Source organism: Acinetobacter sp. UBA6571, from assembly GCF_002434085.1.
In the GTDB taxonomy this organism is placed as follows: domain Bacteria; phylum Pseudomonadota; class Gammaproteobacteria; order Pseudomonadales; family Moraxellaceae; genus Acinetobacter; species Acinetobacter radioresistens.
In genome coordinates this window covers 102,006-126,156 of the sequence record NZ_DJJJ01000055.1, presented here as the reverse complement: position 1 = coordinate 126,156, position 24,151 = coordinate 102,006, and the positions used below count along the sequence as shown (strand labels likewise).

Below are 24,151 nucleotides of genomic sequence, written 5' to 3'. Positions count from 1 at the left end.
ACTTCAAGTTTTACTCTGCCACTCTTCCTTACACTGGCATGGATTGTTATTGCCGGCTTTAATGGATGGTGTACCTAGCTTTAATGGATTTCAGGGTATTAAACCGGGTGGTCATTTTGAATACCGTTTCAAAATTCGTCAGAATGGAACTTATTGGTACCATGCACACAGTAAGGGACAGGAGCAGGATGGCCTATATGGGGCATTTGTAGTCTATCCCAAAGATCACCGGCCTGCTGCCAAGCATGAACAGGCAGAGCGTGATTACGTAGTGATGCTATCCGACTTTCACCAGAGCAAGAGTGACCAGATTCTAAATAACCTGAAGAAATCAGCAGAATATTATCAGAACCGGCGTGAAACCCTAGGTGATATCTGGCAGCAGGTAAAACGTGAAGGTTGGTCAGCTACCTGGAAAGACCGTTCTATGTGGAACCGGATGCGCATGCTAAAAACCGATTTATCGGATGTCACAGGTTATACTTTTCTGGTTAACGGCAAGACACCAAAGCAGAACTGGACAGGTCTGTTTAAATCAGGCGAGAAGGTCCGCTTACGTTTTATCAATGCCTCAGCCATGTCCTTTTTTGATATCCGAATCCCGGGCCTGAAAATGCATGTAGTGAGTGCAGATGGGCAGCCAGTTCAGCCAGTACCTGTAGATGAGTTCCGAATTGGTACAGCCGAAACCTATGATGCAATTGTCGAGCCCAAAGATAGTCATTACCAGATTGAGGCCGAATCAATTGATCGTACCGGCTTTGCACTTGCCTCATTGCATGATCAGGCGGATTCTGCCCGGCCCGCAACCCGGCAGCCTGATGCCAAACCACGTGCCTTGCTGACCATGGCTGATATGGGGATGCAACATGGCGGCCATAATAATGATATGGCCAATCAGCATGCCGGACATATGAGCAATAGCGACGCTCAGGGTGAGATACATTCCCAAATGCCCGTACCGGGCACAGACCATGCTGCCATGGATCATTCCAAAATGATGACTTCATCAAAAAAACAGGAAGCAGCAGAACAGCGGACTATGTCGGATATAACGGAGCAAAGATTATCACAAAGTACCACTACACCGGTCTATGGCTGGGCTAATGCCTCGACCCCTGCAGGACATAAAGCACTCACTTATGCAGACTTAAAATCCTTAAATCCTCAATCTGACCAGCGTCAGCCTGAACAGGAGCTGGTCATCCGTCTGGGGGGGAATATGGAGCGCTATGTCTGGACTATGAATGGTAAGAAATTTACTGAGGCTGAGCCTTTACAGGTGAAATATGGTGAGCGTATCCGGCTAAAATTTATCAATGACAGCATGATGGCCCATCCGATGCATTTGCATGGCATGTTTATGCAGTTGGAAAATGGTCAGCCGCTGGCAAACATGCCGAATAAGCACACTGTGATTGTACCGCCAGGCCAGACCGTCACGGCTTTACTCACCGCCGATGAGTTGGGTGAATGGGCGATTCATTGTCATCTGCTTTATCACATGAGTGCCGGTATGATGAATAAACTGGTAGTAGCCCAAGTTGGATCAGCAACTCATACGCCAGCAGCAAGTCACTCGTCACAAGGAGCTGGGCATGCACATCACTAAGTTATGTAATCGTCTGCTAATTGGTAGTGGTATTTTGCTTTTAAGCAATATAAGCCTTGCTGAAACTTTGCATGACCATCAGGACAAGTTACAGCAGCAATCTGTTACAACGCAGAAAACCATGAGGGTAACTTCAGAAGCACAAGCTCATGCCAACCATATACGTGAACATGGTGGACAAATTTTTCAACGTACTGAACTTGAGCATCGTTGGATCTGGAATCCGGATGGACAGGGAACACTAAAAACCGAACTTGAAAGCCGAATCGGAACAGATGAGAACAGGCTGTTTATAAAAGGTCATATTCATAAGGCTGAGTCAGAACAGACAGATTATGATATTGCCGCTTTGTATAGCCGGGCTATTTCCGACTTCTGGGACGTGCAGACCGGTGTGCGTTACCGCTACACAGAGCGGCAACCAGAACAGCAGGAGCAGCTAGACGCCATGCTTGGATTGCATGGTCTGGCGCCCTATTTCTTTGAAACAGATGCCTATCTGTATGCTGGAAAAGACCAGCAACTCTCTTTTAACTTGAAGAGTGAGCGTGATCTGCTAGTAACGCAAAAGCTGATTTTACAACCTTATGTTGAGTCAGAGCTGGTGTTAAGTGATGATTCAAAGTATGCGCGTAAAAAAGGTTTATCCAGTTTGCAACTGGGTGTGCAGACCCGTTATGAAATTAATAAGCGAGTCATGCCTTTTATTGATGTGGCTTATGCCTATGAGAAAGGGCGTGAAGCTACAGTTTGGCAGCAAGAAACCTCGTCAGAAAAAGACTGGCAGTACGGACTTGGTCTGAAACTGATTTTTTAAATAGATAGAAGTTTATGAACTTGTAATATTTAAAAAAAAGGAAGGGCAAGCCCTTCCTTTTTTTTTAATTATGACTTTAAAAAGTTAAGGTAAATCAAACCAGATCATGCGGCTGTCTGCTAGGGCTTTAACTTCAGTTTCAGCTTCGAAAACTAAAGCATCACCGGCATTTACGGTATATTCACCAATTTGCACACAGCCTTCAATTACATGAACATAGTTGATCTTATGCTTTGCAGCAATCTCTAGAGAAGCATCTTTTTGCAAGACAGCAGTTTTAACCTCTGCATCTTGGCGTATGTGCATTGGTGCATTTGCTTCTGGTCCGGCAATCAGATGCCACTGGTCCGGATATTTGCCCGGGTCCAGACTGATCTGTTGATAATTTGGCTCAGCATTTTTGATATTAGGATGAATCCAGATCTGGAGCAGATGTACGGGCTCATCATGATTATTGATTTCACTGTGCTGAACGCCGTGGCCTGCACTCATGAGTTGCCATTCACCGGCATGAATCTGGCCTTCATTACCCATACTGTCGCGATGAGAAATAGTTCCAGACAGGACACAGGTTAAAATTTCCATATTGTCATGGGAATGCGTACCAAAGCCGTTATGGGCCGCAATCCGGTCGTCATTGATAACACGTAATGCACTGACACCCATGTATTTTGGATCATACCACTGACCAAAGGAAAAGCTGTATCTTGTGTCGAGCCAGCCTGCCTGCACATGACCCCGGTTTTCACTGCGGTGTAAATAAGCATTCATTTTGACACCTCTATATATCTGTTCTATCTGTTATCTATTTTATTGTTTTTAGTGGCGCGATAAACCCGTATAGCTATAACGAAACGTAGCATTTTTAGAACGATAAGAGCTGATCTGTATCTTTCCATACACTCAATTAAAAATTCTGGTTTTTCTATTAAAAGGCACAGTAAATTAGCTGAAAATTACCTGCCAAAATAATTGGTATTTAAACCATGTCTGTCCAGATTCCTACTACACCAGTAATCACCATATCAATTGCAATTGTACCAATGAGTAAGGCAGCCAGCCGTCCGACAATTGCAGTGTACATATCTACATAACGGGTCGAGCGTTTCTGTAAATGATCATGTGCATATTTCATCAGGATCAGCAGGCTACAACTAAGTAACAGGGTAAATGCAATGACTGCCGCTGTCTCTAGTATAGACATTTTCATACCGGTAATGACTGCTGCACTGATGGTCCCTGGCCCGATCATAAAGGGCATGGCAATTGTGCCGGCCAAATGCTCGGGTGCTCCACGCATAACGCCGATAGTTTCTGCACCTTCAAAAACATACCGATAGCCAATTACTAAGAAGATCAGGCCACCAAAAATCTGGAAAGATTCAAAACGCACATGTAGGTACTGGTTAAATACCGTTTCACCACCCCAGGCAAAAAGCAGAAAAACCATGAAACTGATCAGACTGCCTGTAATCAGCGCTGTATTAAACGTTTTTGCCTCAGAGGTGCGGATAATTCCCAGCATATAAATGCTCATCAGGAAAGGATTGAGCAGTGAAAAGAACAGGGCAAATGAATGGATTGCATCTGGGTTCATTGGAGTCATCCGTATTGAGTTTAACCATCTGGATCTGGGAAAAGTGGCCGTGTACCCGGACTAATCCGGTTAATGTGCAGGAACATCATATGACGTTCATATTTATCCAGAATATCGTTAATCACCTGTTCGCGACTGTAACCAACCAGGTCATTTCCTTGGGAACCTTCATAGAGATAGCTTTCCAGACGGTAATAGTGGCGTTTACCACGTTTGCCACGTTCACTAAAGTTGGGTGTGATGTAGCGTATCGGCCAGATCTGATAAATAAAATTCTGTTCCTGTTCTAAATGAATAATAATATCCAGATGATAAAGCGGCAGTTCATCTTCAAGCAGTTTTTGTTCTACACTGGCTTCAACACCCCGTTTCATCAGTTCATCTGCTACAGCCTGCATGGCAGGCAAACAGACCTCATCCAGCATACGCTTGGTTTCGGTAGTTCCCGGATGGTGCATAACCCGGTTCAGACGTTTTTTCCAGTTAAAAATATCGACATTGCCCACCACAGGAGCGGCGTTCATACTGGTACTGGCTTGCCGGAAATCTTCCAGACGTAATGATTTATATAAACCGGCCATAACCAGAAAAATTACAAAGCTAAAGGGCAGTCCCATAATAATAGTGGCATTTTGTAGGGCTGTAATACCGTTTGCCATCAGCATTGCCAGCGTAAGCAGGCCAATCGCAACTGACCAGAAAATGCTGAGCCAGCGGGGTGAATCATGGTCAATGTGGGTAAATTTCGTTGTAAAGTTCCCCAGCACCAGCGCCCCTGAATCGGCTGAAGTCACATAGAATAGGAGACCAGTAATAGTGGCCACTGAAGCAATAAATGGAAAGCCCGGATACTGGGCCAGCAGATCATAAAAACCATGGGCCGGGTTGGCAATTACTGTCTCGGCAAGCTGAATATTGCCTTCAAAAATTACACTATGAAGGGCGCTGTTACCAAAGATGGATAGCCATGTCATGGTAAACAGCAAAGGAATGATCAGGGTGCCACAGACGAATTCACGGATGGTGCGCCCTCGGGAAATACGTGCCAGAAATAGACCCACAAAAGGAGACCATGCCACCCACCAGGCCCAGAAAAACAGTGTCCAGCTCTGCATCCACTCTGTTGGCTGTTCAAAGGCAAAACTCTCTAAAGTAAGTTTTGGAAACTGGCTAAGATAATCGCCGAAATTTTGAATCAGGGCATTCAGCAGGAACTGTGTATTACCCAACAGCAATATAAAAATAAGCAAACCCACTGACACATAAATATTGACTTCGGAAAGTATCCGCAAACCTTTATTTACACCAGAGGTGACCGAGATAATACAGATGATTACAGCCACTAAAATTAGCAGAGTTTGGACCCATAAATGCTCTGGCAGGCCAAGAAGTACGTGTAAGCCATAGTTAAGCTGTACAACACCAATACCACAAGTGGTAGCTATACCAAAAATTGTTCCCAGTACCGCAGCCGTATCGACCGTATGACCCAAGGCACCATTAATTCTTTTACCAAAGATGGGATAAAGCGCAGAGCGAATGGTTAAAGGCAAATTATAGCGATAGCTGAAATACGCCAGTGACATACCGATCAGGGCATACATACACCAGCCAGTCAAGCCATAGTGAAACATGGTCCAGACCATACTCTGCCGCGCAGCTGCATAAGTTTCGCCCGTACCTACTGGTGGATTAATATAGTGTGACAGTGGTTCAGCCACTGAAAAAAACATCAGATCGATACCGATTCCGGCAGAGAACAGCATTGCTGACCAGCTGAGCAGACTGAATTCCGGCTTTGAATGCTTGGGTCCAAGTTTAATATTGCCATAACGTGAACAGGCAATAAAAATAACAAAGACCATATACAAGGTAGCTGCGAGGAGGTAATACCAGCTAAATGTACTGGATACCCAATTTAGTACAGCTGTAATAACATAATTTGCCTGTTCATTAAATAAAATAGTAATAGTAGAGAACAGTAGAATGAGTGAAGCAGAAACGTAAAAGACCACCTTGTTCAGGCTGTCCCTCGGCTGCCCGACTGTTTTATTCGCCATAAATCTCGAGATTCCAAAGAATATGTAAATTTCGGATTTACAGTACACTTTATTCTTTTTTAAACAGTTTTTTTAAGTAAATAGCTTGGTTTTAAAGCTACAACGAGTCCAAAAATAAAGTGTGCTGTACATCTTTGCTATAAAACTATAGGTTTTTTTAATTGAACGTTCAATAAAAATAAAGATAAAATATGTAGCAGTTCACATTTGTTCTGTATTTTGGAAGATAAGACCGATGCCTAAAGTTGGAATGCAACCGATTCGTCGCCAACAACTGATTGATGCCACACTGGAAGCTATTAACGAGTTAGGCCTTGCTGAGGCTTCAATCTCCCAGATTGCCAAAAGAGCAGGTGTATCGACCGGTATTATCAGTCATTACTTTAAAGACAAGCATGGTCTTATTTTTGCCACCATGCAGTATTTGCTGGCGCAGCTGGAAACTGCAGTGGCACAGGCATTAAGCCAGACAGAAGCTTCTCCCAAAGCCCGGCTTATGGCCATTGTGCGGGGCAATTTTTCGCCCTCACAGATAAATCAGGCTGCCATGAAAACCTGGCTGGCTTTTTGGTCGGTTAGCTTATATCAACCGGATTTACATGAATTACAGCAAGTCAATGAGCAATGGCTGTATTCCAGCCTTAAACACGAATTTTGCAAGTGTCTGGATGAAAAACAGGCCGAAGATGCAGCTCTCGGACTTGCTGCACTGATCGATGGTTTTTGGTTACGCGGCGCATTAAGCCAGACACCGCTCAGGATCGATGAAACCATCCGGATCTGTGAGCAATACATCGATCACAAGCTTGTATATTAAGAATCACAACAAAAGGAGATTTCTCATGTCGAAGTTCAATCTGCAACGTCCATACATCCACGGACAATTTACAGACAGTTCTTCTCCTGATGTTTTTAAGACCATTAACCCGGCCAATGGTGAAGTTCTGGCAGAGGTTCAAGTCTGTACCAAAGATGATATTGACCGGGCAGTTGTTTCTGCACAAAACGGTCAGAAAATCTGGGCAGCTATGAGCTTGATTGAACGTTCACGTATTTTGGCAAGAGCAGTCAGCATCTTACGTGAACGTAATGATGAGCTTGCAGTGCTTGAGAGCCTCGACAGTGGCAAGGCATATAGTGAAACTTCAACGGTCGATATCGTGACTGGAGCTGATGTACTTGAATATTATGCTGGAATTTTACCGATGCTTGAAGGGCAGCAGATTCCATTGCGTGAGGGTTCATTTGCCTACACCCGCCGTGAACCATTAGGGGTGGTAGCAGGGATTGGGGCTTGGAATTATCCAATTCAGATTGCCTTATGGAAATCTGCCCCAGCTTTAGCTGCCGGAAATGCAATGGTATTTAAGGCCAGTGAAACTACACCACTGACGACCCTGAAACTGGCTGAAATTTATACTGAGGCTGGCGTGCCAGCCGGTGTCTTTAATGTTGTAACTGGTGCGGGAGAAATCGGGCAGTATCTGACGGAACATCCTGATATTCAGAAAATCTCGTTTACCGGTGGGGTAGAAACCGGCAAGAAAGTTATGGCATCAGCAGCAGGTTCTTCTTTAAAAGATGTAACGATGGAACTGGGTGGGAAATCACCTCTGATTATTTGTGAAAATGCCGATCTGAATCTGGCTGCCGATATCGCGATGATGGCAAACTTTTTCAGTTCAGGTCAGGTGTGTACTAACGGTACTCGGGTATTTATTCCTAAAAAGTTACAGTCAGCTTTTGAAACAAAGCTTCTGGAGCGGATTCCATATATCCGGATAGGAGATCCCTTGAAACCTGATACCAATTTTGGTCCGCTTGCCAGTTTTCCTCATATGCAGAAAGTCTTGGACTTTATTGAGCGCGGTAAGCAGCAGGGTGCACGTGTATTAACTGGGGGGCATCGGCTTACTGCAAATGAACTGGCCAAAGGTGCTTTCGTTGCACCCACTATTTTTACTGACTGTCATGACGAGATGGAGGTTGTGCAGCAGGAAATTTTCGGGCCGGTCATGAGTATCTTGAATTATGAGAATGAAGAAGAAGTCATTCAGCGCGCTAACGATACCCATTACGGACTTGCCGCGGGAGTAGTAAGTTCAGATCTGGCACAGGCACATCGAATGATTCATCAACTTGAAGCCGGAATCTGCTGGATCAATACGTGGGGAGAATCGCCTGCACAAATGCCTGTTGGAGGATACAAACAGTCTGGTGTAGGCCGTGAGAATGGTATCCAGACCCTGCAAAATTATACCCAGCTCAAATCGGTACAGGTAGAACTGCAACCATTTCAGTCTATTTTCAAAGCCTGATCAGGAGAGGATACTGTGCAGAAAAAATATGACTACATCATTATCGGTGCCGGCTCCGCAGGTAACGTACTGGCAGCACGCTTAACTGAAGATGCGCAGACCAGTGTTCTTTTGCTAGAGGCAGGTGGACCGGATCACCGTCTGGATTTTCGTACCCAGATGCCGGCTGCTCTGGCTTATCCTTTGCAGGGTCGTCGTTACAACTGGGCTTATCAGACTGACCCTGAGCCTCATATGAATAACCGCCGTATGGAATGTGGCCGCGGTAAAGGTCTAGGTGGCTCTTCACTTATTAATGGCATGTGTTATATCCGGGGTAATGCCATGGATCTGGAACAGTGGGCCAGCTTTAAAGGTTTAGAAGACTGGAGCTATGCTGACTGTCTGCCCTACTATAAAAAAGCAGAGACACGTGATATTGGTGGCAATGATTATCATGGAGATTCGGGTCCCGTTTCTGTAGCCACCCCTAAACAGGGCAATAATGAGTTATTTCATGCTATGGTTGAGGCAGGGGTACAGGCTGGTTATCCACGTACTGATGATTTGAACGGCTACCAGCAGGAAGGTTTTGGCCCTATGGATCGTACTGTAACACCGCAAGGCCGACGTTCCAGTACAGCGCGTGGCTACCTGGATATGGCGAAGGGCCGTTCGAACCTCACGATCCTGACTCATGCCACGACTAACAAAATCTTATTTCAGGGCAAACGTGCTATTGGCGTTGAATATATTCAAGGTGCAAATACTGCTCAACTACATCAGGTATATGCTAGAAATGAAGTGTTACTGTGTGCAGGAGCTATTGCTTCACCGCAAATCTTACAGCGCTCAGGCATCGGACAAAGTACTTTTTTGAAGTCAATGGATATACCGGTAGTACATGACTTGCCTGGGGTGGGCGAGAACTTGCAGGACCATCTGGAAATGTACCTGCAATACAGATGCAAAAAACCGGTCTCACTTTATCCTGCGTTAAAGTGGCATAATCAGCCGGCAATTGGTGTCGAGTGGCTGTTTTTAGGAAAAGGTATTGGAGCCAGCAATCAGTTTGAAGCAGGTGGTTTCATTCGCAGTTCAGATGAATTTACATGGCCCAATATCCAGTATCATTTCTTGCCGGTTGCCATTAACTATAATGGTTCTAATCCGGTGAAAGAACATGGCTTTCAGGCCCATGTTGGTTCTATGCGTTCACCTTCACGGGGCCGGATCAAGCTTAAATCCAGAGACCCATTTGAGCATCCGAGTATCCTGTTCAATTACATGAGTACTGAGCAGGACTGGCGAGAATTTCGTGATGCAATCCGTATCACCCGAGAAATTATGCATCAGCCCGCATTAGATGCATATCGTGGGGAGGAGATTAGCCCGGGTAAAAACTTACAATCTGATGCTGAACTGGATGAATTTGTGCGTAATCATGCAGAAACAGCTTATCATCCCTCCTGTAGCTGTAAAATGGGTGAAGATGATATGGCTGTAGTTGATGGTCAGGGCCGTGTTCACGGCATAAATGGTTTAAGAGTAGTTGATGCGTCTATCATGCCCGTAATTATGACTGGGAATCTGAATGCAACCACCATCATGATTGCAGAAAAACTGGCTGACCGGATTCGTAACCGGCCCTCTTTACCCAAATCACAAGCCCCATTTTATCGGGCAAGTTAAACAAAAGCCGGCATCTGCCGGCCTTTCTATTCAGGCAGATGTACTCATTAAAAGCCTTAAAGCTTCTATTAATATGTTTCTAAATAACTTATTTTATTGTTACAGGTGATTTGCCGCTTTGAACATGTTTTTTCAGTGAAAAGCGATATAATAATGTCCCTTAAATATCCCAGTTATAGATGAGACAAAGAGACAATGTCACCATTAGATCAAGTCGTTCCTGCTACAGATGATCAATCTGAACTTACAATGTCTGTCCTGATGACGCCTGATATGGCTAACTTTTCGGGTAATGTCCACGGAGGAACGATTCTGAAGCTACTGGATCAGGTGGCATATGCTTGTGCCAGCCGCTATTCAGGAAGTTATGTGGTGACGCTGTCTGTAGATAAGGTAAATTTTAAAGAACCCATTCATGTTGGTGAGCTAGTGACTTTTCTGGCCAGCGTAAACCATGTAGGCCGTACTTCAATGGAAATTGGCATACGGGTAGAAGCACAGAATATTCAAAAGCGTACAGTGCGCCATACCAATAGCTGTTATTTTACTATGGTTGCCGTAGATGAGCAGGGTAAACCACGTCAGGTTCCACCACTGAATTTGAACAATGACTGGAAACGTTGCCGCTTTGAAGCTGCTGAACAGCGTAAGGTGCTACGCCTGCAAGAGCATCATCATCCTTCTTGCAGTATTTATAAAAAGACAACATCCCCAAGTTAAGCCAATATATTTACCAGATGATCGCTCCGGCGATCATTTTTTATATCTCTTATTTAAACTTAAATAAATATATTTCAATCATAATGTACTAAAAAGCAAAAGGCCAAGCCGCAGCAAGGCTTGACCTATTTCTTTAAAACTTTTATACAGCTTTAAAAAAATGATGTCACTAAAACATAAAATTACTGTGGCTGAGCAACAGAATCTTTAGCTTCTTCAGCAGCACTTTCAGATGCAGGCTGAGCAGTTGTAGGTTGAGCAGCTGCACTTTCTGTACCAGCAGCAGTTGGTTGTTCCTGAGTTGAAACAACCACTTTTTCTTCAGTAGCTGACTGATCTTTAGCAGTTGCAGCAAAGCTGGTAGCAGCAGTTAGAGCAAGAGTAGTAGCAAGTAATGTTTTAACAAGTTTCATATTGGCATCCTTCTATTTGTAAACAATAAAGAACCCAGTACATATCCCTCAACAGTGTATATGTTCAGGACTTCTGGGTTGGATGTCATGCTATGTTCCCTTTTCTGAGCCTGCAATAATTCATACAAAGCGTAACTTTACGGTTACACTCAAAACACAATTAAGGATTTAATGTAAGTTTAATGTAAAAAATTAAATGATAAATCATACTAAAATGTATAAAATCATGTAAATTAGATTAATATTTGATCAATAAATTAACCTAAATACACAATAGAGGTGATATATTTTTATAGCAATGATTGGTTATTCCTTATATTTTTTATAAATCAATAAAATTTAACAATCATAGAAATTAAATTTATTAAACAATTCAATAATTTGCTTAATTTAAGGTTCTTTCTTTATTTTTCTAAAAATTATTATAAAAATCCAGTAAAAATCTTATATCTTGAGAAAATAAACTATATTTAAATTAAATTGATTAAAAATTGATCTTAAATGTAAGCAAATAAAAATTATTATGTTCATCATTTATATTTAATATGAGCCTAAAACTCTTAAAATCACATAAATCTGGTCAACAAAACACAGCTATAGAATGGTTCAGAATTTTAAAACAGTAGTACGGTGTTTTTGAAAATTATTTTTCCATCTGTATATAGTAAAGAAAAATAAATTTGAAAGAGGATTATTTGAATAGATACATGGCGGAGAGCAGTTAAAAAGTAAAAACTTAAATTAAAAAGATTTCGCAAGCTTTATAAGAGTAAGATTAAGCCTGAATAATTTGTTTATGTTCAGATTTCAATGCAAGTCCAAGTAAAAACTGAACCTATGGTATGAATAGGTCACCAGTATAAAATTGAGATCCCTTGTCTACTATTTTCATTAAGCAGAGTAATTTTCGTGAAGTTGATTCAGACACCAGCCGCAATACCAACCCACATTATTTCCGGTTTTCTAGGTGCAGGAAAAACCACACTGTTACAACATCTGTTGAGGCAGAAACCAAAGCATGAAACCTGGGCTATTTTAATGAACGAATTTGGTCAGATCGGAGTTGACCAACAACTGTTACCTCAGCAGCAGGGGTACGCAATAAAGGAGCTGCTGGGAGGGTGTTTATGCTGTAGCAGCCAGCTTCCTATGCAGATTGCTCTTTCAAGACTGTTATCTGAAACCAAGCCAGACCGGCTATTTATTGAACCTACTGGGCTTGGACATCCGGCCCAGTTACTCGAACAGCTTACTGAGCCTCATTGGCAACAGACGCTTACCGTTCGTGCTCTGGTGACAGTGCTGGATGGTTCACGTTTACACGAACAGGAGTGGGTAAGCCAAAACCTTTATCAGGATCAGCTTAAAGCCGCACAAATCATAGTGGTTTCACATGGTGATCTGATGAGTTTTGCTGATGGGGAGGCTTTAGAACAGCTCAAAAAGGAATATGCGGCCTATGGCCAAGACTGGATAATGGCCGAACAGGGGCAGCTTGATCTGGCAGAAATTGATTTGCTGTATCAGGGTATACAGCGCAAGTTACAGCCTTTGCTTAAAGTACAGCGTTTACAAACAGCACTGCTGAGTGAAGAACCAATTAAAAAGTTACCTTATCATTATGTAGAAACTGCACAAGGTTATAGTGTAGCGGGCTGGAAATTACCTAAGCGCTGGCAATTTGATTTTTATGCTTTGCTGGATCTGTTTTGTACAACCGAAAACTGGCTGAGAATCAAAGGGATCTTTAATACTGATCAGGGCTGGATCTATTTTAACTTCAATCCGCAACAGCTGAATTACAAGTCAGGTGAAGAAGGGATAGATAACCGGATAGAGATAATTACAGATGAAAATCGTAATTGGGAAAATTTTGAGATGAGCCTTTTGGCTGCACAGTTAAATATAGCCGAGGAAAATAGCCAGATTTAAAATTTTCCTTGAGATGGCCATTACTTAAAATAAATAGACCTATTTTTTTGCTATGCTTGGCGCCATTTATACTTTTATGATGAAGATACCGTTATGGCGTTAAAAGCAACAATATATAAGGCAGACCTGAATATTGCCAATATGGATACACACCAGTACAGTGACCATCAACTGACTCTGGCTTTGCATCCATCTGAAACCATTGAACGCTTGATGGTACGTATTGCTGCTTTTGCTCGGTTTGCTGATGAGCAGCTTGAGTTTACCAAAGACCTGTTTGAGACCAATGAGCCAGCCTTGTGGCAAAAGGACTTAACGGGGCAATTGGAAAAATGGATTGAGGTAGGCTGTCCGGATGAAGATAAAGTTAAAAAAGCCAGTTCACGCTGCAAGCAGGTCGCCATTATAGCCTATGGCAGCCAGGTGTCGGACTGGTGGAAAAAGAACAGCAAGATAAAAACTTTGGATAATGTCGAAGTATGGCAGATTTCTGAGGCTTCTACTGAGGCGTTACAAGCCTTGTGTGAACGAACCATGCAACTACAGCTCAATGTAATGGATGGTGAATGGACCTTAATTGGTAACCATGCACAAGCTGTAATTGAGTGGCAACAACTCAAGTAATAGAAGTGTTTTATTCATGATGGAAATTTATTAAAAAGGCTTGCCTCATTCAGGACCTGTTGTTTAGATCATGTTTAATATAAAAGCAAGATTCTTCGCGCTATGGACAGTGAACTCTATTATTTGTTATGTGCCGCAGCAATAGGCGCAGTCATCGGGCTGGAACGGGAATATAAAAATAAGACCGCCGGCCTACGTACTATGATTATGGTCAGTATGGCTTCCTGCCTGTTTACCATATTGTCTCGGCAAATTGGGGAGGTTAGTGATGACCGTATTGCTGCAAATATTTTGACTGGACTGGGTTTTCTCTGTGCTGGCGTTATTTTTAAAGATGAAAACCGTATTTCGGGTATTACTACCGCGACCACTATCTGGATGGTCGCGGCTTTAGGCATGGCAATTGGCGCAGGCTATATTGCTTTAGGCCTGTATGGCACCATACTGGTACTGGTGATCTTAAGCCTGTTAACCTACCTTGAAAAACTGGTAGAAGAATTCAATTTAATCCGTGACTATAAAATGATTTGTCATTATGAGCAGGGATTATCACATTATTATGAGCAGCTCTTTAAGCAGTATGGCTTGAAGGCCAAGCATGTATTGCAGGTTCTAAAGTCCGATGAAATTATTTTGCACTGGAATATAAGTGGTAAACGCCAGCGACATAATTTATTGGTTGAAGAACTGAGTCAGGACCCGCGGATTAAACGTTTAAGTTTCTAGATAAAATTCTAGCCTTTCAAAATATTCTGAATTCCAACTTGTCTTCAAAAAGCATGAACTCGGAAAAAGACTGACCAAGTTTCAGTTATAATAAATGCAATATGACGATTTAGAGTGTATTAAATGTCCAATGAACTGGAAATTATAGATTTGAAAGTGGGCTCTGGTAAGGAAGCAGTAAAAGGCGCACTGATTACCACCCATTATACTGGCTGGCTGGAAGACGGAACAAAATTTGACTCATCGATTGATCGTGGTAATTACTTTGAATGTGTGATTGGTACGGGCCGAGTCATTAAAGGCTGGGATCAAGGTATTATGGGTATGAAGGTAGGTGGAAAACGTAAATTGCTGGTTCCCGCACATTTAGCCTATGGAGAGCGAAAAATGGGCAAAATTATTCCGGCTAATTCGAACCTGATATTCGAAATTGAATTATTTGATGTGAAAACCCGTGATGAATAACTGCGGTCTTTAAGAGCTTTTAAAAAGCCCGGTAGCGGGCTTTTTATTTGGTTGTGCTTAAACAGATGATTTGCGGATTTTACCGTGTTAAATAAAAATAGTCCTTTTCCTATAGGAAAAATACCATGACCCCCTTAGAAATCTTTGCTGTTCTGATGAGTGTGATAGGAGTAGCTCTTACCATTCAGCGAAATATACTCTGTTGGGGCTTTAATATTGTGGCATGTGCCTTATATGCTTACTTGTTTTTTGAATTTAAGCTGTACGGAGAAACCCTTTTACAGGGAATATTTATAATTATGAATTTTTATGGTTTGTACCATTGGTGGACAGATCATCAGCAGAGTCATGAAATCAAGATCATTTCTATTGCCAGGCAGCTGGTAATATTACAGCTTTTACTCTCAGCAGTTTTAGGGCTGCTACTCGGACTGACTTTAAAATACTGGACAGATGCTGCTGTTCCATTGCTAGATGCGCAGCTGGCTGCCTTTAGTTTGCTTGCTACATACTGGACCAGTCGTAGATATATTGCTACCTGGATGCTCTGGGTGTGGATTGATATTATTTATGTCGGAATGTTCATCTATAAAGATTTGCTGCTGACAGCAGGTTTATATGCAGGATTTGTCGGGCTGGCTTTATTTGGCTGGTGGCAATGGAAACAGATTGAACAAAAACAGCTACAAGCCAGCTAAGTACTGTTTGACTGTTAAACTCTTGTCTAGCTGCTAATCTTTTCCAGCTGAAAATCTGGATAAGCTGCATAGGGCTGGCCGGATTTAGTATCTATAATTTCGGTATAATCTGCCCCCTATACCAGAATATTACGGTCTTTTACTTCATTTAGCTGAATTTTAAGTTTATCACCATCTAAAAATTCAAAATATCCGGTGTAGACCTCGGCAGCACTTTGAGTGCTATAGCTGGTGCGCACCAGTTTAAAACTCATATCAGGATGCAGTTCAAGGTCTACGCCCATACTGTCACAGCCTTCACAACGTGAAATACAAGTAGCGCAGGGGATTATTCCTTCATATTTCCCAACCCAGGCTTGCAGTTTGGGATCGCTTGTCTGGCCTTGGTCGGTTTTAACCGCAGAGGTCTTCTGTTCAGGTTCAGTCGTCTGGTTGGAACAGCCAAAAGAAATACTTGCTGCAACAAAAGAGGTCAGAAGTGCTTTTTTCATGGCTTACCGGAAAGAAGTATTAAATTGTTATAATGTTATATAACTTCTTTTTAAACTTCACCTGTTAAATCATTTTAACAGCACAATTATGCAGTCTAGCTTAAAGAAGGTTTATATAATGAGTACCAGACTCATTTAATGTCGTAAGTAGAAGTAATATGTTGATTGATTTTATTCAAACTCAGGAACAGCAATTTTTTCGGGTTGCAGAGAAAATCATGAATGAGCCTGAGCGTTATCTGCAATTTGATTCAATTTCTGATTTTTACAAGGCAGTATGGCTGGCAGAGTTTCCTAAAGGTACGGTCTGGTTTGCAAGCGGGCTTGACGATGGAGCCGAAGAATTTTATGCCATAATTGAATATCGGCAATATACTTTAAATATGACCTGTACCGGACAAAATACAGTATGTTCTGGCATCAGTCGGAAAGATCAGTATTATTAAAGTCAATGACAGATCTGAAGAATCAGGATTTAATTGAACCATTATAATGTTTTAACCCTGTTTAATAATTAAAAGGGTTTAACAGCGCAATTTGAATGGATCACTTTGCGACAGAGTCTACAATAAAAAAGAAAGGATTAAATCATGGCACATCGTTTTACTGTTTATGCCACTATTCCAGGTGTTTCTCTGAGTGATTTTAAACGGCTGAGTGCCGATACTTCACTGCATGAAAAAGTCTGTAGACGTATTCCGGGGGATAAGCTGGAAATTCTGGAATCCAGGATTGATCAGGGGATTTATACACTCAAGCGTGCTTATAATCTGGATGTCAATATTCCAGACATTGCCAAAAAATTATTAAAAGATGCTTTTCGTCTGAGACGTACAGATATTACCAATCTTGAAGCACTAACCTCGACAGTGGCACTTGGCGCCAACCTGCCACTGGAGGCAAGTTGTGACCGTAGTGTAACTGGTGATGACCAGCAGATTCATATAAAACTGGACTGGCAGGTCAAAGTAAAAGTGCCATTAATCGGTGGAATGCTGGAGAAACATGCTGAAGGTGAAATCCGCAAGTTTAGCGATATCGAAATAGAAATTGTAGAAGATGAGCTCAGAAAGAACTTGCAGGCCTAGGGGTGCTTGTCCCTCATTCATTTAACTTAAAAAGAATGAGGGACAACAGACTTATTCAAATTTTGATCTGTAAATTATGGCAGTAAAAAATGCCACCAGACATACCACCCAAATATAGTACATTGCACCAATTTTACTGTAGAGGCTCAGCCACTGTACCAGTGGCAGGGTCAGGCCACCTGCAATTGCATAAGCGACATTATAAGAAAATGAAATTCCCGAAAAACGAATCTGGGCAGGGAACATTCTGACCATACTGTAAGACACCATACCGACCGTACCTGAGAACAGTCCGAGCAGCATATACAATATAAAAATGGTTGACTGTGACACATGACCCAGACTGGTATAAAAAATTCCTGCAATCGCAGCGACGCAGAATGAACCGATCAGAATAACTTTTCCGGCACCAAAACGGTCAGCCAAAAGTCCCGCCAGAATACAGCCTGCCATCTGCATGATAATAGCAGCACTTTGCATGGTAAAGGCATCTGAGCGTTCAATACCGAAAGCGCCGGTAAGCAAGTTAGGCATTGCTAAAATCAGTACCACTACACAACCAGTTAAAAACCAGGTAAACATCATGCCAATAACAACTGCTGTTTTGTGGCGAGCGAGCACCTGCTTGACCGGTAACTCTTTAGACAGTTCTTTACGTGCCTGCATGGCTTTAAAAATGGGTGTCTCTTTCAAGTAAGACCGCAGATATAAAGCAACCAGTCCAAATACACCACCAATAATAAATGGAATGCGCCATGCCCAGTCATGAATCTGCGCTTCACTAAATTTAAGGGAAATAAATAGTGACATCAGGGCACCAAGTAGAATTCCCAGTGAAAGTCCGGCGGTTAACAGGCCATTAGCAAAGCCAATCTTTTTCTCAGGCACATGTTCTGATACAAAAGTCCAGGCAGCCGGTATTTCTCCACCAATTGCAATACCTTGTACTACCCGCATTAGAAGTAATAATAAAGGGGCAGCATAGCCAATACTTTCAAAAGTAGGCATCAGGCCAATGACTTAAGTTGGCAATGCCATCAGCAAGATAGATAAACTAAAGAGACGTTTGCGTCCTACCAGATCGCCAAAATGAGCCATAACTACGCCCCCTAAGGGCCTGAAAAAATAACCGGCTGCAAAAATTCCATAAGTATTCAGCATAGCCCAAAAAGGACTCAGGCCACTTGGAAAGAATAGCTCTGAAATAATTTTGGCGTAAAAAACATAAATGACAAAATCATAAAATTCGAGTGCGCCCCCCAAGGATGATAATCCAAGGGTACGTTTATCCTGCGCACTTAAACCTGAATGTGCTTCCATGCATTGAATTCCATAAAATATATTAAATTTAACTGATTGTAATAAAATGTTAATTAGATGATTAATCAATCTTTTTTAAAGCATAGTTAACAAAATTTTATATGCCAGCTCCATGGGCCAAGAGTAATTTTAGTTTACTTTTCTATTAAGTCGAACACTGTGAGCATAGCATCTTTATTTTTAACTTTAGCCTGCTAACGAAAATTATTAAAATATTCTTTAAGCCAGCTTCTGGGTAAAATAAATAAAGATAATACTATGCTTGAACAGGGGGGCTTAGTTTAAAGCCCGTACCGCATCATTTAAGGCCTCTAAAACGGCTTCTTTATTAACTTCTCCAATACTGACAATTCCAATAGCCATATGCCGCTCTGGAATTGGCATAAACAGGCCTACGGCTCCAGATTGCAGCCGACCTTCAGAATAACCATAACCAAGCTGGCGGGCTAACCTGATTTCTTCTTTTTCCTCCGGTTGAGGCGGATAGGTTGTAGCAATTGCAATACCAGCTGCAGCTGTACCAATCGGATGCCGTGAACCCAGCTGATAATTAATACGTAAATAAGAAGAACCAGTCGATGCGGTTTTAACTACTACACAGTCTGATCCTTCAGCAATTACTAGCGATGCACTGGCTTGAGTCCGATTAGACAGACTATTCAGAATCTGCTGGCTATTAGATGGAATCGTCATTTCATAGCAGTGATATAAATCCTGAATCTTGCTGCTGAGCTCCAACCCCAGATTTTCATTGGTTTTAATATAACCTAAATGAGTTAAGGTCCGGGTAATACGGTAGGCAATAGTCCGGTTAATCTCTAATAGTTCAGCCAGCTGCGCTACGGTCAACTGGCCTTGATGTCTGGCAATCAGTTCTAATGCATGAATGCCCCGTTCCAGCGTCTGTAAGGTCTCCAATTCTTTTTCTACTCCGCTTGGTCAACCCGGATTTGGGTCTGTCTTAAATAGTAAACAATTGCAAAAAGATATTTTAGCCAATTGACAACATGTCTGCTCATTATTTATTCTTTTACTATATTAGAACATAATGTACGATAATAGAACAGGAAGTTCAGGATGAACGTAAAAGTACCTATGCATGGGCAATGCCCTTTTCATGCCGAGTTACAACAGAAGGGTAAAAACTTTGACATGTTTGCAGTGCCATATCAGCAAGACCCTGCATTGGCTCTGAAGGAGTTTCGTGCACAACTCCCGATTTTTTTCTCTGAAGCGATGGGTTACTGGATTGTGACCCGTTATGAAGATGTCAAAGCAATTTTTCGTGATCCTATTACCTTTTCTGCATGTAATGCACTCGAGAAACTGACACCCTCTTGCCCTGAAGCATTAAAAATTCTCGAAAAATATAATTATAGTATGAATCGTACACTGGTAAATGAAGATGAACCGGTACACATGGAACGGCGTCGTGCTTTAATGGATGCTTTTACACCACAGAATCTTGAAGAGCACCAACATTTCGTTAGAGAACTAGTCAGGAAGAAAGTCGACGGATTTATTTATAAGGGGCGGGCAGATCTGGTACAGGAAATGCTATGGGAAATACCCTTAATGGTAGCGTTACACTTTTTGGGCGTACCTGAAGATGACATGCAGGAACTACGTAAATTTGCAGTTGCTCATACCGTTAATACCTGGGGAAGTCCAACATTAGAACAGCAGTTGGAGGTTGCCGAGGGAGTAGGACAATTCTGGGAATACTCTGGCCGTGTGCTGGAGAAAATGAAAAATCATCCAGAAGGTAAAGGCTGGATGTATGACATGATTGCTAAAAATCGTGTAATGCCAGAGGTGGTGACAGACAATTATCTGCATTCAATGATGATGGCTATTATGGTTGCCGCCCATGAAACTACCGCACTAGCCTCTGCCAATGCATTAAAACTACTTTTAGCTGACCGGAAAGTGTGGAAAAAAATCTGTGATAATCCACAGCTGATTCCGGGTGCAGTCGAGGAGTGTTTACGGCATTCAGGTTCTGTAGTGGCCTGGCGCAGACAGGTCACTACCGAGAGTGAAGTCAGTGGAGTCAAGTTTAAGAAAGGCGATAAATTGTTTTTGGTGTCGGCTTCTGCTAATCATGATGAATTGCATTTTGAAAATGCCGATGAGCTGGATATTTATCGTGATAATGCTATTGAGCATCTGACATTCGGTTATGGTGCACACCAGTGTATGGGTAAGAATATCGGCCGTATGGAAATGTGTATTTTCATTGAAGAACTGTCACGCCGTATACCAGACCTGAAACTCTGCGAGCAGGAATTTACCTATCTGGCCAATACCTCGTTCAGAGGACCAGAGGCCTTGTGGGCTGAGTGGCATGCCCAGCCAGAACAAACTGCCAGACAAATTACCAGTTTTCCTATTGGAGCGCCTGATCTCAAGGCCATGACCCGCCCGGTACGTGTCCAGGCAGTTTATCCTGAAGCAGAAGATATTATACGTATTGAGCTGGCTGCTATACACGGTGAAGAATTACCACGCTGGAGTGCCGGTTCACATATTGAACTGGTATTGCCTAATGGCCTGAGCCGTAAGTACTCTCTATGCGGTTTAGCGACTGATCAATTTTATACGATTGCTGTAAAGAGAGAGCAGGAAAGCCGGGGTGGTTCACAATGGATTCATCAGTATTTAAAAGCAGGGGAACAGATCTACATTAAGGGACCCAAAAACTTTTTTAAATTAAATTTACAGGCGAGCCAGTATGTGCTGATCGCAGGGGGGATAGGTATTACTCCTATTCTGAGCATGGCTAATAGCTTACGTGAACAGGGGCGCCCTTACTGGCTAATTTATCTTTCACGCCAGCGGGCTAGTATGGCATTACTTAAGGAAGTTGCTGCGCATGGTAGTGCTGCCGAACTCTATATTTCTTCTGAAGGTAAACGGATAGACCTGCAACAGCTCTTGTCAGCGCTGCCTGCCGGTACACAGGTTTGTGCCTGTGGTCCGGAAGCATTACTTGATACCTTGACCAACTATATCGAAGACTTGTCACAGGTTCAGCTCACGGTCGAGCATTTTGGTTCAGGGAAGAACCTCTTTTTATATGAAAATGATACCGACTTTGAAGTTGAACTACTGGATAGCGGTTTAACACTGACAGTAGCCCGGGACCAGACCTTATTGGACTGTTTGCTGGACAAAGGAATTGATGTCAGCTTTGACTGTACCGAGGGTTTGTGTGGAAGCTGCCAGCTTCCGGTTGAAGAAGGTGAAATTGATCATCGCGATAAGGTGTTGACCCGAGCCGAGCGTGACGGAATGAAATCGGTAATCAGTTGCTGTTCACGAGGAAAAGGAAAACTCAAACTCAAGCTTTAAATGGTAATAACAACAAATTCAGGGAAAATGATAAAAGGAAAACTAAAATGGATCAGATTAAATCTGTAGCGCTGACGGATGTCAATGCTATACCTCAACAGGTTCATACACAGGCTGACAAAAAAGTTGCCTATGCCACTATTATTGGAACCACAATCGAGTGGTATGACTATTTTATTTATGCAGCAGTGGCAGGCCTGGTCTTTAACCAGCTATTCTTTGCACCTGCCGGACCAGTGGTTGCCAATTTGCTGGTATTTGCCTCTATTGGAATCAGCTTTTTATTTCGTCCTTTAGGTGCATTTATTGCCGGCCACTATGGGGATAAACTCGGGCGTCGTGCCATGCTGGTAATTACCCTTATATTGATGGGTGGTGCTACGGCATTAATTGGTCTGCTTCCTACCTATGCCTCAATCGGTATTGCAGCTCCTATTATCCTGATCATCTTGCGGATTCTACAAGGAATTTCAGCTGGTGGAGAATGGGGCGGAGCGGTATTGATGGCTGTTGAGCATGCACCAGAAAATAAGCGCGGGCGTTTTGGTTCATTTCCGCAGCTAGGTATTCCATTCGGGCTATTGCTGGCTTCTCTGGTATTAGTGATTATGACAGCTTGGTTCTCACCAGGGGATGCCTTTGTTGAGTGGGGCTGGCGCATTCCATTTCTGCTTAGCTTGTTGCTACTGCTGATTGGCCACTGGATACGTCGTTCTATTGGCGAAAGTCCAGTATTTGAAGAAATCAAGCAACGTAAGTCTGCCAATCCACATCCGATTAAAACCCTGTTTAAGCATCATAAGCTTTCAGTACTGCTTGCGGCACTACTATGTGCTGGAACAACCGCACTGGGTTACATGACGACTGGGGGCTTCATCCAGAATTATACAACGAACCCGGCCGGACCGATTGCACTGGAACGCTCGACTATTTTAACGCTCGTAACGTTATCTGCGATTGTGTGGGCTGCATTTACTTGGATTTCTGCCAGCCTGTCTGACCGATTTGGGCGTAAGAAAATGTATATTCTAGGGGCATTACTACAGCTGGGTGCGGCTTTTGTAGTATTCCCTCTGGTCGATACAGCAACCTACTCTGGTATTGCTATTGCCCTGTTTTTGCTGTCAATGGGTGTTGGCTTTACCCATGGTATCAATGCAATTGTTTATACCGAATTATTCCCTGCCTCGATTCGTTTTTCGGGAATCTCAATTACTTATGCACTTGGTTCTATCATCGGCGGCGCATTCGCACCCCTGATTGCAGCCTGGCTCATCAGTGTTTCAAATTCGACCACATTGGTAACTGTTTACTTAATGATGATGGCGAGTTTTGCCCTTATAGCCATCTGTTTACTCAAGGACCGTACCGGCATGCCACTAGGTGCAGATCATGAGACAGAACAGAATCAGTCGCCATTTATCTGGCATAAATAATAGCAAGCTATCTAGCCTCCTATGGGAGGCTTTTTATATTTTATTGATCTAAATCATAAATTTTTGTACTAGATGTCTACTCTATGCCTGGTCAATTTTACTGTCTGATAAACCGGATTGTTCAGTTCTAAAAATGCCATATTATTTTTGGAAATTAAAATGAGGGGGTCAGTTCAATATAAAATTAACGGGAGAATGAGCAAGGAATCTGAATCTTAGCTATGTTTTATGGGAAATCATGTGACCTGAAAGACTTATTTATTTATATCGGTCATCGAATGATACTTATAATATTTGCTCCTTTATATAAATGAAAAATCAACCAATAAAAACAGATTGTGATTATTTAAATTTAAAAAAATATTATATTAATTTTTTGATAAATATATATTTTTATAGATTTTAGTAGTAGGCCTGATTGACTTTTAAAATGCTTGATTTTTACTCTAAAACTTAGCATACTAAAAATTATATTTTACGGTAAAAGTAATTTAATTATGTTTATCGTAATTTATTGGGCTCTTGAAGATGCTATAAATCTCATAAAAATGCTATAGAAAGAAAAAGCAGAAACTATTAGAAGAAATAGAAGAAAGCACGCAGTTTGAGCAATGCTGCGTTAAAAAACATGACAAGGAGTTCAAATATGCATTTTCCCGAAACGCAGCCAAGAAATTCACTCTATTATCCTTATCAGGTTTATCCCTACTTTCATAGTCCGCAAAAGACTGTTGCCCAAACAGGTACAGTAACTATTGTAGGAGCAGGACCAATTGGTATGGCAACAGCATTACTGCTAGCCAGATAAG

The 24,151-nt window shown here is 42.2% G+C and carries 22 protein-coding genes and 1 pseudogene; 16 read left to right on the top strand and 7 right to left on the bottom strand.

Annotation, left to right across the window (positions count from 1 at the left end; translation table 11 throughout):
- Positions 1–1,612, top strand: a 1,612-nt coding sequence (locus B3X18_RS10655) for a copper resistance system multicopper oxidase (protein ID WP_286935564.1), incomplete at its 5' end; no start/stop codon positions are given.
- Positions 1,599–2,429, top strand: coding sequence for a copper resistance protein B (locus B3X18_RS10650; protein ID WP_005027363.1), 831 nt, complete (start codon positions 1,599–1,601; stop codon positions 2,427–2,429). The genes B3X18_RS10655 and B3X18_RS10650, both read left to right, overlap by 14 nt.
- Before the next feature lie 84 nt (positions 2,430–2,513).
- On the opposite strand, the gene B3X18_RS10645 is transcribed toward B3X18_RS10650, so the two are convergent.
- From B3X18_RS10645 to B3X18_RS10635, 3 genes are all read right to left on the bottom strand, one after another.
- Complete coding sequence (locus B3X18_RS10645) at positions 2,514–3,200, bottom strand: pirin family protein (RefSeq protein WP_026443986.1); 687 nt, start codon at positions 3,198–3,200, stop codon at positions 2,514–2,516.
- 208 nt (positions 3,201–3,408) lie between these two features.
- Positions 3,409–4,026 carry a MarC family protein gene (locus B3X18_RS10640; RefSeq protein ID WP_005018990.1) on the bottom strand — a complete coding sequence of 206 codons (618 nt, stop codon included), beginning with the start codon at positions 4,024–4,026 and terminating at the stop codon, positions 3,409–3,411.
- Between the two features lie 20 nt (positions 4,027–4,046).
- The gene (locus B3X18_RS10635) at positions 4,047–6,086 is read right to left on the bottom strand and encodes a choline transporter (protein ID WP_286935561.1); all 2,040 of its coding nucleotides are present in this window, start codon (positions 6,084–6,086) and stop codon (positions 4,047–4,049) included.
- 235 nt (positions 6,087–6,321) lie between these two features.
- Here B3X18_RS10635 and betI point away from each other — a divergent pair, with 235 nt between their 5' ends.
- The 4 genes from betI to B3X18_RS10615 all read left to right on the top strand — a co-directional run bounded on the left by betI (position 6,322) and on the right by B3X18_RS10615 (position 10,795).
- A complete protein-coding gene (gene betI / locus B3X18_RS10630; RefSeq protein ID WP_005018994.1) occupies positions 6,322–6,903 on the top strand; it encodes a transcriptional regulator BetI in 582 nt (193 codons plus the stop codon).
- A 25-nt stretch (positions 6,904–6,928) separates the two neighbouring features.
- The gene (gene betB, locus B3X18_RS10625; RefSeq protein WP_005027357.1) at positions 6,929–8,404 is read left to right on the top strand and encodes a betaine-aldehyde dehydrogenase; all 1,476 of its coding nucleotides are present in this window, start codon (positions 6,929–6,931) and stop codon (positions 8,402–8,404) included.
- A gap of 15 nt (positions 8,405–8,419) precedes the next feature.
- On the top strand, positions 8,420–10,075 hold the full coding sequence (gene betA, locus B3X18_RS10620; protein WP_034675797.1) for a choline dehydrogenase: 1,656 nt from the start codon (positions 8,420–8,422) through the stop codon (positions 10,073–10,075).
- 195 nt (positions 10,076–10,270) lie between these two features.
- Positions 10,271–10,795, top strand: coding sequence for an acyl-CoA thioesterase (locus B3X18_RS10615; RefSeq protein WP_005018999.1), 525 nt, complete (start codon positions 10,271–10,273; stop codon positions 10,793–10,795).
- 182 nt (positions 10,796–10,977) lie between these two features.
- Here the strand turns inward: B3X18_RS10615 and B3X18_RS10610 are convergent, their stop codons facing one another.
- Entirely contained in the window at positions 10,978–11,208 is a 231-nt protein-coding gene (locus B3X18_RS10610; protein ID WP_005019002.1) for a hypothetical protein, read from the bottom strand.
- A 909-nt stretch (positions 11,209–12,117) separates the two neighbouring features.
- Here B3X18_RS10610 and B3X18_RS10605 point away from each other — a divergent pair.
- The 5 genes from B3X18_RS10605 to pnuC all read left to right on the top strand — a co-directional run bounded on the left by B3X18_RS10605 (position 12,118) and on the right by pnuC (position 15,653).
- Positions 12,118–13,140, top strand: coding sequence for a CobW family GTP-binding protein (locus tag B3X18_RS10605; RefSeq protein ID WP_005027351.1), 1,023 nt, complete (start codon positions 12,118–12,120; stop codon positions 13,138–13,140).
- A 93-nt stretch (positions 13,141–13,233) separates the two neighbouring features.
- The gene (locus B3X18_RS10600; protein WP_005019006.1) at positions 13,234–13,764 is read left to right on the top strand and encodes a YaeQ family protein; all 531 of its coding nucleotides are present in this window, start codon (positions 13,234–13,236) and stop codon (positions 13,762–13,764) included.
- Between the two features lie 102 nt (positions 13,765–13,866).
- Positions 13,867–14,490 (top strand): MgtC/SapB family protein, encoded by a 624-nt coding sequence (locus tag B3X18_RS10595; RefSeq protein WP_005019007.1) that lies wholly within the window; start codon positions 13,867–13,869, stop codon positions 14,488–14,490.
- A 123-nt stretch (positions 14,491–14,613) separates the two neighbouring features.
- Complete coding sequence (locus B3X18_RS10590; RefSeq protein ID WP_005019015.1) at positions 14,614–14,955, top strand: FKBP-type peptidyl-prolyl cis-trans isomerase; 342 nt, start codon at positions 14,614–14,616, stop codon at positions 14,953–14,955.
- Positions 14,956–15,080: 125 nt separating this feature from the next.
- Positions 15,081–15,653, top strand: a complete 573-nt coding sequence (pnuC, locus tag B3X18_RS10585) for a nicotinamide riboside transporter PnuC (RefSeq protein ID WP_005027348.1) — start codon at positions 15,081–15,083, stop codon at positions 15,651–15,653.
- A 116-nt stretch (positions 15,654–15,769) separates the two neighbouring features.
- On the opposite strand, the gene B3X18_RS10580 is transcribed toward pnuC, so the two are convergent.
- Positions 15,770–16,144 (bottom strand): copper resistance protein NlpE N-terminal domain-containing protein, encoded by a 375-nt coding sequence (locus tag B3X18_RS10580; RefSeq protein WP_005027346.1) that lies wholly within the window; start codon positions 16,142–16,144, stop codon positions 15,770–15,772.
- Between the two features lie 158 nt (positions 16,145–16,302).
- Between B3X18_RS10580 and B3X18_RS10575 the strand changes: the two genes are divergently transcribed.
- Both B3X18_RS10575 and B3X18_RS10570 read left to right on the top strand, forming a co-directional pair.
- Positions 16,303–16,590 carry a hypothetical protein gene (locus tag B3X18_RS10575; protein ID WP_005027344.1) on the top strand — a complete coding sequence of 96 codons (288 nt, stop codon included), beginning with the start codon at positions 16,303–16,305 and terminating at the stop codon, positions 16,588–16,590.
- Positions 16,591–16,734: 144 nt separating this feature from the next.
- A complete protein-coding gene (locus tag B3X18_RS10570) occupies positions 16,735–17,232 on the top strand; it encodes a DUF2505 family protein (protein ID WP_005027342.1) in 498 nt (165 codons plus the stop codon).
- 51 nt (positions 17,233–17,283) lie between these two features.
- Here B3X18_RS10570 and B3X18_RS10565 read toward each other — a convergent pair.
- Together B3X18_RS10565 and B3X18_RS10560 are read right to left on the bottom strand one after the other, a co-directional pair.
- Positions 17,284–18,552, bottom strand: a pseudogene (locus B3X18_RS10565) (MFS transporter).
- Between the two features lie 276 nt (positions 18,553–18,828).
- Positions 18,829–19,470 (bottom strand): helix-turn-helix domain-containing protein, encoded by a 642-nt coding sequence (locus B3X18_RS10560; protein ID WP_005019026.1) that lies wholly within the window; start codon positions 19,468–19,470, stop codon positions 18,829–18,831.
- Between the two features lie 159 nt (positions 19,471–19,629).
- On the opposite strand from B3X18_RS10560, the gene B3X18_RS10555 reads away from it, so the two are divergent.
- From B3X18_RS10555 to B3X18_RS10545, 3 genes are all read left to right on the top strand, one after another.
- Positions 19,630–21,906 carry a cytochrome P450/oxidoreductase gene (locus tag B3X18_RS10555; RefSeq protein ID WP_286935559.1) on the top strand — a complete coding sequence of 759 codons (2,277 nt, stop codon included), beginning with the start codon at positions 19,630–19,632 and terminating at the stop codon, positions 21,904–21,906.
- Between the two features lie 47 nt (positions 21,907–21,953).
- Complete coding sequence (locus B3X18_RS10550) at positions 21,954–23,342, top strand: MFS transporter (RefSeq protein WP_026443975.1); 1,389 nt, start codon at positions 21,954–21,956, stop codon at positions 23,340–23,342.
- 646 nt (positions 23,343–23,988) lie between these two features.
- Complete coding sequence (locus B3X18_RS10545; protein WP_228133327.1) at positions 23,989–24,150, top strand: hypothetical protein; 162 nt, start codon at positions 23,989–23,991, stop codon at positions 24,148–24,150.
- The last annotated feature ends 1 nt before the right edge of the window (position 24,151 follow it).

Excerpts from the sequence above, each read along its gene's own strand:
- B3X18_RS10650 (WP_005027363.1), top strand. The coding sequence starts at position 1,599 with ATGCACATCACTAAGTTATGTAATCGTCTGCTAATTGGTAGTGGTATT.
- B3X18_RS10645 (WP_026443986.1), bottom strand. The coding sequence starts at position 3,200 with ATGAATGCTTATTTACACCGCAGTGAAAACCGGGGTCATGTGCAGGCA.
- B3X18_RS10640 (WP_005018990.1), bottom strand. The coding sequence starts at position 4,026 with ATGAACCCAGATGCAATCCATTCATTTGCCCTGTTCTTTTCACTGCTC.
- B3X18_RS10635 (WP_286935561.1), bottom strand. The coding sequence starts at position 6,086 with ATGGCGAATAAAACAGTCGGGCAGCCGAGGGACAGCCTGAACAAGGTG.
- betI (WP_005018994.1), top strand. The coding sequence starts at position 6,322 with ATGCCTAAAGTTGGAATGCAACCGATTCGTCGCCAACAACTGATTGAT.
- betB (WP_005027357.1), top strand. The coding sequence starts at position 6,929 with ATGTCGAAGTTCAATCTGCAACGTCCATACATCCACGGACAATTTACA.
- B3X18_RS10615 (WP_005018999.1), top strand. The coding sequence starts at position 10,271 with ATGTCACCATTAGATCAAGTCGTTCCTGCTACAGATGATCAATCTGAA.
- B3X18_RS10610 (WP_005019002.1), bottom strand. The coding sequence starts at position 11,208 with ATGAAACTTGTTAAAACATTACTTGCTACTACTCTTGCTCTAACTGCT.
- B3X18_RS10600 (WP_005019006.1), top strand. The coding sequence starts at position 13,234 with ATGGCGTTAAAAGCAACAATATATAAGGCAGACCTGAATATTGCCAAT.
- B3X18_RS10595 (WP_005019007.1), top strand. The coding sequence starts at position 13,867 with ATGGACAGTGAACTCTATTATTTGTTATGTGCCGCAGCAATAGGCGCA.
- B3X18_RS10590 (WP_005019015.1), top strand. The coding sequence starts at position 14,614 with ATGTCCAATGAACTGGAAATTATAGATTTGAAAGTGGGCTCTGGTAAG.
- pnuC (WP_005027348.1), top strand. The coding sequence starts at position 15,081 with ATGACCCCCTTAGAAATCTTTGCTGTTCTGATGAGTGTGATAGGAGTA.
- B3X18_RS10580 (WP_005027346.1), bottom strand. The coding sequence starts at position 16,144 with ATGAAAAAAGCACTTCTGACCTCTTTTGTTGCAGCAAGTATTTCTTTT.
- B3X18_RS10575 (WP_005027344.1), top strand. The coding sequence starts at position 16,303 with ATGTTGATTGATTTTATTCAAACTCAGGAACAGCAATTTTTTCGGGTT.
- B3X18_RS10570 (WP_005027342.1), top strand. The coding sequence starts at position 16,735 with ATGGCACATCGTTTTACTGTTTATGCCACTATTCCAGGTGTTTCTCTG.
- B3X18_RS10555 (WP_286935559.1), top strand. The coding sequence starts at position 19,630 with ATGAACGTAAAAGTACCTATGCATGGGCAATGCCCTTTTCATGCCGAG.
- B3X18_RS10550 (WP_026443975.1), top strand. The coding sequence starts at position 21,954 with ATGGATCAGATTAAATCTGTAGCGCTGACGGATGTCAATGCTATACCT.
- B3X18_RS10545 (WP_228133327.1), top strand. The coding sequence starts at position 23,989 with ATGCATTTTCCCGAAACGCAGCCAAGAAATTCACTCTATTATCCTTAT.